At 69.2% G+C, this 7,631-nt stretch carries 6 protein-coding genes; 5 read left to right on the top strand and 1 reads right to left on the bottom strand.

Features of this window, described 5'->3' with window-relative positions:
* Nucleotides 1-120: 120 nt before the first annotated feature.
* Nucleotides 121-1,209, bottom strand: coding sequence for a calcium:proton antiporter (locus DIE04_RS15790; RefSeq protein ID WP_124484620.1), 1,089 nt, complete (start codon nt 1,207-1,209; stop codon nt 121-123).
* Nucleotides 1,210-1,751: 542 nt separating this feature from the next.
* Here DIE04_RS15790 and DIE04_RS15785 point away from each other — a divergent pair.
* The 5 genes from DIE04_RS15785 (at nt 1,752) to DIE04_RS15765 (ending at nt 7,628) form a co-directional block, all read left to right on the top strand.
* Complete coding sequence (locus tag DIE04_RS15785) at nt 1,752-3,305, top strand: 3-hydroxyacyl-CoA dehydrogenase (RefSeq protein WP_124484621.1); 1,554 nt, start codon at nt 1,752-1,754, stop codon at nt 3,303-3,305.
* Between the two features lie 59 nt (nt 3,306-3,364).
* Entirely contained in the window at nt 3,365-4,687 is a 1,323-nt protein-coding gene (gene paaK, locus DIE04_RS15780) for a phenylacetate--CoA ligase PaaK (protein ID WP_124484622.1), read from the top strand.
* Nucleotides 4,688-4,728: 41 nt separating this feature from the next.
* Nucleotides 4,729-5,529: an enoyl-CoA hydratase-related protein gene (locus DIE04_RS15775; protein WP_124522073.1), complete on the top strand. Its 801-nt coding sequence runs from the start codon at nt 4,729-4,731 to the stop codon at nt 5,527-5,529.
* 120 nt (nt 5,530-5,649) lie between these two features.
* Complete coding sequence (locus tag DIE04_RS15770; RefSeq protein ID WP_044843309.1) at nt 5,650-6,324, top strand: MarC family protein; 675 nt, start codon at nt 5,650-5,652, stop codon at nt 6,322-6,324.
* Nucleotides 6,325-6,647: 323 nt separating this feature from the next.
* Nucleotides 6,648-7,628 (top strand): aldo/keto reductase, encoded by a 981-nt coding sequence (locus tag DIE04_RS15765; RefSeq protein WP_044843310.1) that lies wholly within the window; start codon nt 6,648-6,650, stop codon nt 7,626-7,628.
* Nucleotides 7,629-7,631: the final 3 nt, after the last annotated feature.

Raw genomic sequence — 7,631 nt, 5'->3', positions numbered from 1 at the left:
TGCGGGCGCGCGTCGTCTTCGCCTCGGGGTTCCTCGTGTGGCCGGGCGTGGGGGTGCGGGGCTGCCGGGGGGTGGTGGGTGTTGTCTCCCCCCCCCCCCCCCCCCCCGCGCCGCTTTACATCAGTGCGTGACCGACAGGAACAGGTACGCCGCGAACAGCGACAGATGCACGACGCCGTGCAGCACCGTCGTGCGTCCCTGGCTGAGCGTCAGCGTGCTGACGAGCAGCGTCAGCGACAGCAGCACGGTTTCCATCGCGCCGATGCCGAGCGTGAGCGGCTGGCCGACCCAGATGAACACGGCCGCGACGGTCGGGATCGTGAGCCCGATGCTCGCGAGCGCCGAACCGAGCGCGAGGTTCATGCTGGTCTGCAGGCGATTCGCCCGCGCGGCGGTGACGGCCGCGAGCCCTTCGGGCAGCAGCACCAGCGCGGCGATCACGATGCCGACCGCCGCTTCCGGCGCGCCGAGCTTCATCACCGCATGCTCGACGGCGGGCGACAGCAGCTTCGCGAGCAGCACGACCGCGACGAGGCTCGCGAACAGCAGCACGAGGCTGATCAGCGCGGTGCGGCCGCTCGGGGGGGCCGCATGCACTGATTCGTTCGCGCTGTCGTGCTCGGTGAGGAAGTAGTCGCGGTGGCGCACGGTCTGCACGAATACGAATGCGCCGTACAGCACGAGCGACGACACGCCGGCGAACGCAAGCTGCGATTTCGAAAAGAACGGGCCCGGCGCGGCGTTCAGGTAGTTCGGCATCACGAGCGACAGCACCGACAGCGACGCGAGCACCGCGAGCGCCTTGCTCGCGCCGCGCCCCTGGAAATCCTGCTCGCCATGCTTCCACGCACCGACCAGCAGGCAGAGGCCGACGATGCCGTTGCAGATGATCATCACCGCGGCGAACACGGTATCGCGCGCGAGGCCCGATTTCTCGGGGCCGGCGCCGAGCATCACCGACACGATCAGCGCGACCTCGATGACGGTCACGGCGACCGCCAGCACGAGCGTGCCGAACGGCTCGCCGACGCGGTGCGCGACGACTTCGGCATGGTGGACGGCGGCGAACACGGCGCCGGCGAGGGCGGCGGCGAACACGGCGATGACGAGGCCTTCGGCCGGCACGACGCGCGACAGCGCGAGTACCAGCCAGGCGGCAAGCGGGGCCACGAGGGTCCAGCGCGGGAGCTGGTTGGACGAGAGCGGCATGGACGGTTTCCTATGCGAGTGGCGGCGCGCGACGCGCCGTCACGGGTTGACGAAGCCCGGCCGGATGATCCGCCGAACGTGGACGATGATGCTGATGGGCGGCAGCGCGGAGCCGTGCTGCCCTGGATTCGCCGCCGTGAAGCGGCGAGGGGCGCGGGCGGGCCGAAGCCCGTCGCTGGATGAAACGGTTCGATGCGACCGGGTGCCGAGGGCGGGGCGCGGGTACGTCACGACAGGCGGGTGGCGCGATTCCGACCCCGAAAGGACGGCAGGCGGTGGACGGCAGCGGCGTGACACGCGGTTTCCCCCTGAAATTCGGCGATTTGTCGAATTTTATCAGGCGTTCGGGGGACACTATCTCATAATCGGACGCTTTCATTGACCTTTCTGTTTCAAAAAAGTGCCCCGATCGGTCGAATTTTTGTTCTTGCGCTTTTCGTAACGGTCTCTTGCACGACAAATTCGGGCTCGCCCTGACATAAATCTACCGACCGGTCGGTTTATAATCGCTCGCACTTCCACTTCATGACGGATCGCAAGCGATGGCTGTTTCTTCTGCACATTCGGTGAATTCGAGCGCGCTGGCGCAGTCGGCGGTCGTCGGCGTGATCGGCGCGGGCGCGATGGGCGCGGGCATCGCGCAGGTGGCCGCGGCGGCCGGTCATGCGGTGCTGCTGTACGACCTGAACGAAGCCGCATGCGACAAGGCGCTGGCCGGCATCCGCGCGCAGTTCGCACGGCTCGCGGAAAAGGGCCGGATGGAACCGGCCCAGGCCGACGCGGCCGGCAGCCGGATTCGCGCGGTGCGCGCGCTGGCCGACTTCGCGGGCGCCGCGCTGATCGTCGAGGCGGCGGCCGAGCGGCTCGACGTGAAGCGCGAGATCTTCGCGACGCTCGAACGCCATGTCGACGACAGCTGCGTGCTGGCGACCAACACGTCGTCGATCTCGATCACGTCGATCGCGGCCGGGCTGCGCGCGCCGCAGCGCGTGGCCGGCCTGCATTTCTTCAATCCGGCGCCGCTGATGGCGCTCGTCGAGGTGGTCAGCGGGCTCGCGACCGCGCCGGACGTCGCACAGGCGCTCTACGACACGGCCGCCGCGTGGGGCAAGCGGCCGGTGCTGGCGAAGTCGACGCCCGGCTTCATCGTGAACCGCGTCGCGCGGCCGTATTACGCGGAGGCGCTGCGCGTGCTGAACGAGCAGGGCGGCACGCCGGCCTCGATCGATGCGGTGATGCGCGACGCCGGCGGCTTCCGGATGGGGCCGTTCGAGCTGATGGACCTGATCGGCCACGACGTGAACTTCGCGGTGACCGAGTCGGTGTTCCGCGCGTACTTCAACGATCCGCGCTATACGCCGTCGCTGATCCAGCAGGAACTCGTGAACGCGGGCTTCCTCGGGCGCAAGTCGGGGCGCGGCTTCTATTCGTATGCGGACGGCGCGACGCCGCCCGCGCCCGCGTTCGAACCGCCGTGCGATGCGCCGGCCGACGTCGTGCTGTTCGCGCAGGACGGCCCGGCCGCCGCGCTGCATGCCCGCGTTGTCGAACGCATCGCGCTCGCGCGGCAGAACGGCGCGCATGCCGACGAACTGCTCGCCGTGGCCGGACGCGCGTCGATCGCGCTGACCGACGGCCGCACCGCGACCGTGCGCGCCGCGCAAACCGGCGTGGCCGACCTCGTGCTCGTCGATCTCGCGCGCGATTACGCGCAGGCCGGGCTCGTCGCGCTGACGCGCGCGCTGCAGTGCAGCGACGCGGCCTATGCGGATGCGGTCGGGCTGTTCCAGCAAGCGGGTTTTCGCGTCGTCGGCATCGCCGACGTGCCGGGCATGGTCGCGATGCGCACCGTCGCGATGCTCGCGAACGAGGCGGCCGACACGGTGAACCAGGGCGTGTGCTCGCCCGCCGATCTCGATCTCGCGATGGAGAAGGGCGTGAACTACCCGTGCGGCCCGCTCGCGTGGGCCGATGCGATCGGCATCGGCCGCGTGTATCGCGTGCTGTCGAACCTGGCGGCGAGCTACGGCGAGGACCGCTATCGCGTGTCGCCGCGCATCGCCGCGCTGCACGCGGCCGGCCGCACGTTCCGCTAGCCGCCGGCCGCGTCACCCCGATCACGATAACGACATCACTCCACTGGAGGAGCACCCCGATGACTCACCCGACGCACCCCGCCGCCGCCCTCGAGCCGATCGAGACCGCCAGCCGCGACGAACTGCAGGCGCTGCAGCTCGAGCGCCTCAAGTGGTCGCTGCGCCACGCGTACGACAACGTCCCGCACTATCGCCGCACGTTCGACGCGGCGGGCGTGCATCCGGACGACCTGAAGACGCTCGCCGATCTCGCGAAATTCCCGTTCTCGACCAAGCACGACCTGCGCGACAACTACCCGTTCGGCCTCTTCGCGGTGCCGCGCGAGCAGGTCGTGCGCGTGCATGCGTCGAGCGGCACGACCGGCAAGCCGACGGTGGTCGGCTACACCGCGCGCGACATCGACACGTGGGCGAACGTGACCGCGCGTTCGATCCGCGCGGCCGGCGGCCGCCCGGGCGACACGCTGCACAACGCATTCGGCTACGGGCTCTTCACGGGCGGCCTCGGGATTCACTACGGCGCGGAGCGGCTCGGCTGCATGGTCGTGCCGATGTCGGGCGGGCAGACTGAAAAGCAGGTGCAGCTGATCCGCGATTTCGAGCCGAAGATCATCCTCGTCACGCCGTCGTACATGCTGAACCTGATCGACGAGATGGTGCGGCAGGGCATGGACCCGGCCGAGTCGTCGCTGAAGATCGGCATCTTCGGCGCGGAGCCGTGGACGCAGGCGCTGCGCGAGGAAGTGGAGACACGCGTGGGCATCGACGCGCTCGACATCTACGGGCTGTCGGAAGTGATGGGCCCGGGCGTCGCGTGCGAATGCGTCGAGACGAAGGACGGCCCGGTGATCTGGGAAGACCATTTCTATCCGGAGATCATCGACCCGGCGACCGGCGAGGTGCTGCCGGACGGCAGCGAGGGCGAGCTCGTGTTCACGTCGCTGACGAAGGAGGCGATGCCGGTGATCCGCTACCGCACGCGCGACCTCACCGCGCTGCTGCCGCCGACCGCGCGCGCGATGCGCCGGCTCGCGAAGATCACGGGCCGCTCCGACGACATGCTGATCGTGCGCGGCGTGAACGTGTTCCCGAGCCAGATCGAGGAAATCGTCGTCGCGCAGACGAAGCTGTCGGGGCAGTTCCAGATCACGCTTTCGCGCGACGGCCACATGGACCGGCTCGATCTCGCGGTCGAGCTGCGCTCCGAGGCCGTCGCGTGCGTGACCGATGCCGAGCGCGCGGCGATCGCGCGCGAGCTGCAGCACCGGATCAAGACGATGATCGGCGTGTCGGCCGGCGTGACGGTGCTCGCCGCGGGCGGCATTCCCGCGAGCGCGACCGGCAAGGCCCGGCGCGTGATCGACCGCCGGCAGGCCGCCTGAGTTTCGCCGTTCCCTGTTTCTACCCCGAGGAAACCTGTTCGATGGATGGATTGAAAACCCTGGCCGTGGCCGTCGATGCGCGCGGCATCGCGACTGTCGCGCTGCAGCGCGGCGACGTGCTCAACGCGTTCGACGAGACGATGATCGCCGAGCTGACCGACGCGTTTACCACGCTCGGCCGGCGCGACGACGTGCGCGCGATCGTGCTGCGCTCGGACGGTCGCGCGTTCTGCGCGGGCGCCGACCTGCAGTGGATGCAGCGCGCGAGCGCGAACGACGCGGCCGCGAACCTGCGCGACGCCGAGCGGTTCGCCGCGATGATGCGGGCGATCCGGCAGTGCCCGAAGCCGACGGTCGCGCGCGTGCAGGGCCACGCGTTCGGCGGCGGCGTCGGCCTGTGCGCGGCCTGCGACATCGTGATCGCGAGCGATCACGCGCGCTTTTCGGTCAGCGAGGCCCGTTTCGGGATCCTGCCGTCGGTGATAGGCCCGTACCTGGTCGAGGCGGTCGGCCAGCGCCAGGCGCGCCGGCTCGCGCTGACCGCGACGCAACTCGCGGCCGCCGAAGCCGTCGCGATCGGGCTGATCCACCAGGCCGTGCCGCTCGACGCGCTCGACGCCGCACTCGACAAGACGCTCGCCGAGCTGAGCCGCAACGGCCCGAACGCGCTGATGGAGATCAAGCGCTTTTTCGACGCGATCGGCGAGTACCCGCCGTCGGACGAACGCGCGGCGTTCACCGCGCAGACGATCTCCCGCGTGCGTGCGACGCCGGAAGCGAAGGAGGGCTTCGCCGCGTTCTTCGCGAAGCGGCCGCCGGCCTGGGAGCCGGGCGCCGAATAAGGCGGCGGCGCGGGCCGCCGGGCCCGGGGCGCGATTTGCGTCTCGCGCGCGGGCGCTTGCTCTACAATGCGTGACCCCCGGCGCGCCGCCGGCCCAGCCCCGACCGCTTCTTCGCACCCGATGATCGTCAATCGCCTTATCTCCGAGATCCTGTTCGGCTTTACCGGCCTGATCGGCATCATCAATCCGATCGGCATCGCGTTCCTGTTTCTCGAACGCACCGAGGCGCTGACCGAGCACGAGCGCAACCTGCTCGCGAAGAAGGTGGCGTTCAACGCGTTCATCGTGTTGCTGGTCGCGTTCTTCGCCGGCACGCCGGTGCTGCACTTCTTCGGGATCTCGATGGAAGCGCTGCGGATCGGCGGCGGCTTCGCGGTCGCCGTCGCGGGCTGGCAGATGCTGAACGAGCCGGACGGGCCGGCGGGCGGCGGCGATACGCCGATCAAGCCGATCGATGCGAACGCGATCATGACCCGCGCGTTCTTCCCGCTGACCGTGCCGCTGACCGTCGGCCCCGGCTCGATCGCCACCGCGATCGCGCTGAACGCGAACCGCACGCACAAGCTGTCGGAATTCATGCTGTCGAGCATCGTGTCGATCTCGGTGTCGGCGCTCGTCGCGGTCGTGATCTGGCTGACCTACAGCCGTGCCGCGCTGCTCTCCCGCTATCTCGGCACCGAAGGCACCAAGGTCGCGAAGCGCGTGTCGGCATTCCTGCTGCTGTGCATCGGCGTGCAGATCATGCTGACCGGCTTCTCCGAATTCCTGCAGCCGCTCGCCGACCAGATCAAGTAAGCCGTTCGTCGTTCGCGAGTAATCCGTTCGTTCGTCGACGCGGCAACCGGCGCGGCGCCACGCCGCGCATTCTGATCATGGATGCGGCGTGGCGCGTTGGTGTGCGCCGTCGAAGCCTTGCTCGAGTGGGATTGGGCTGCGGTTCCGGCGCGTCGGCGTTCCTGGGCGACCCGGCCGCAGCAGGCCGTCGCGTCGACTACGCGTTCGCGCGCTGCGCGATACCATGCGACGTCTGGCCGATGCTGCGCACGGCGTTCGTGCCCGGTGCACCGAGCCGGTGCCGCGCATCCGGCCGCAACCCCACTTCAATGACGAGGCGAGCGATGGAATACGTGAAATTCGGGTCGACCGGGATGGACGTGTCGAAGCTGGTGCTGGGCTGCATGACGTTCGGCGAGCCGTCGCGCGGCACCCACCCTTGGACGCTGCCGGAAGCGGAAAGCCGCCCGATCATCCAGCGGGCGATCGAGGCCGGCATCAACTTCTTCGATACCGCGAACATGTATTCGGACGGCACGTCCGAGGAGATCGTCGGCCGTGCGTTGCGCGACTTCGCGAAGCGCGACGACGTCGTGATCGCGACCAAGGTGTTCTACCGGATGCGCCCGGGGCCGAACGGCGCGGGCTTGTCGCGCAAGGCGATCATGACCGACATCGACCAGAGCCTGAAGCGGCTCGGCACCGACTACGTCGACCTGTACCAGATCCACCGCTGGGACTACGGCACGCCGATCGAGGAGACGCTCGAGGCGCTGCACGACGTCGTGAAGGCCGGCAAGGCGCGCTACATCGGCGCATCGTCGATGTTCGCGTGGCAGTTCGCGAAGGCGCTGTATACGTCGAAGCAGAACGGCTGGACCCGCTTCGTCAGCATGCAGAACCACCTGAACCTGCTGTATCGCGAGGAAGAACGGGAAATGCTGCCGCTGTGCGAGGCCGAAGGCATCGCGGTGATTCCGTGGAGCCCGCTCGCGCGCGGCCGGCTGACGCGCAATTGGGACGAGTCGTCCGGCCGGCAGCAGAGCGACGAGGTCGGTCAGCGGATGTACGACGCGACGGCCGGTGCCGATCGCGCGGTCGTCGAGGCCGTCGCGGCGATCGCCGCCGCGCGCAACGTGCCGCGTGCGCAGGTCGCGCTCGCGTGGGTCGCACACAAGCGCGGCGTCACCGCGCCGATCGTCGGCATCTCGAAGCCGCATCATCTGGACGATGCGCTCGGCGCGCTGCAGCTGAAGCTGACGGACGATGAAATCGCGACGCTCGAAGGCCCTTACGTGCCGCACGCGGTAGCCGGCTTCAACTGAGTT

The organism is Burkholderia sp. Bp8994, from assembly GCF_003853805.1.
GTDB lineage: Bacteria > Pseudomonadota > Gammaproteobacteria > Burkholderiales > Burkholderiaceae > Burkholderia.
The sequence above is the reverse complement of the archived record's forward strand: the minus strand, read 5'-3'. Positions and strand labels throughout refer to the sequence as shown.

What these genes read in the sequence shown, in the direction of transcription:
- DIE04_RS15790 (WP_124484620.1), bottom strand. Translation starts at nt 1,209, where the DNA reads ATGCCGCTCTCGTCCAACCAGCTCCCGCGCTGGACCCTCGTGGCCCCG.
- DIE04_RS15785 (WP_124484621.1), top strand. Translation starts at nt 1,752, where the DNA reads ATGGCTGTTTCTTCTGCACATTCGGTGAATTCGAGCGCGCTGGCGCAG.
- paaK (WP_124484622.1), top strand. Translation starts at nt 3,365, where the DNA reads ATGACTCACCCGACGCACCCCGCCGCCGCCCTCGAGCCGATCGAGACC.
- DIE04_RS15775 (WP_124522073.1), top strand. Translation starts at nt 4,729, where the DNA reads ATGGATGGATTGAAAACCCTGGCCGTGGCCGTCGATGCGCGCGGCATC.
- DIE04_RS15770 (WP_044843309.1), top strand. Translation starts at nt 5,650, where the DNA reads ATGATCGTCAATCGCCTTATCTCCGAGATCCTGTTCGGCTTTACCGGC.
- DIE04_RS15765 (WP_044843310.1), top strand. Translation starts at nt 6,648, where the DNA reads ATGGAATACGTGAAATTCGGGTCGACCGGGATGGACGTGTCGAAGCTG.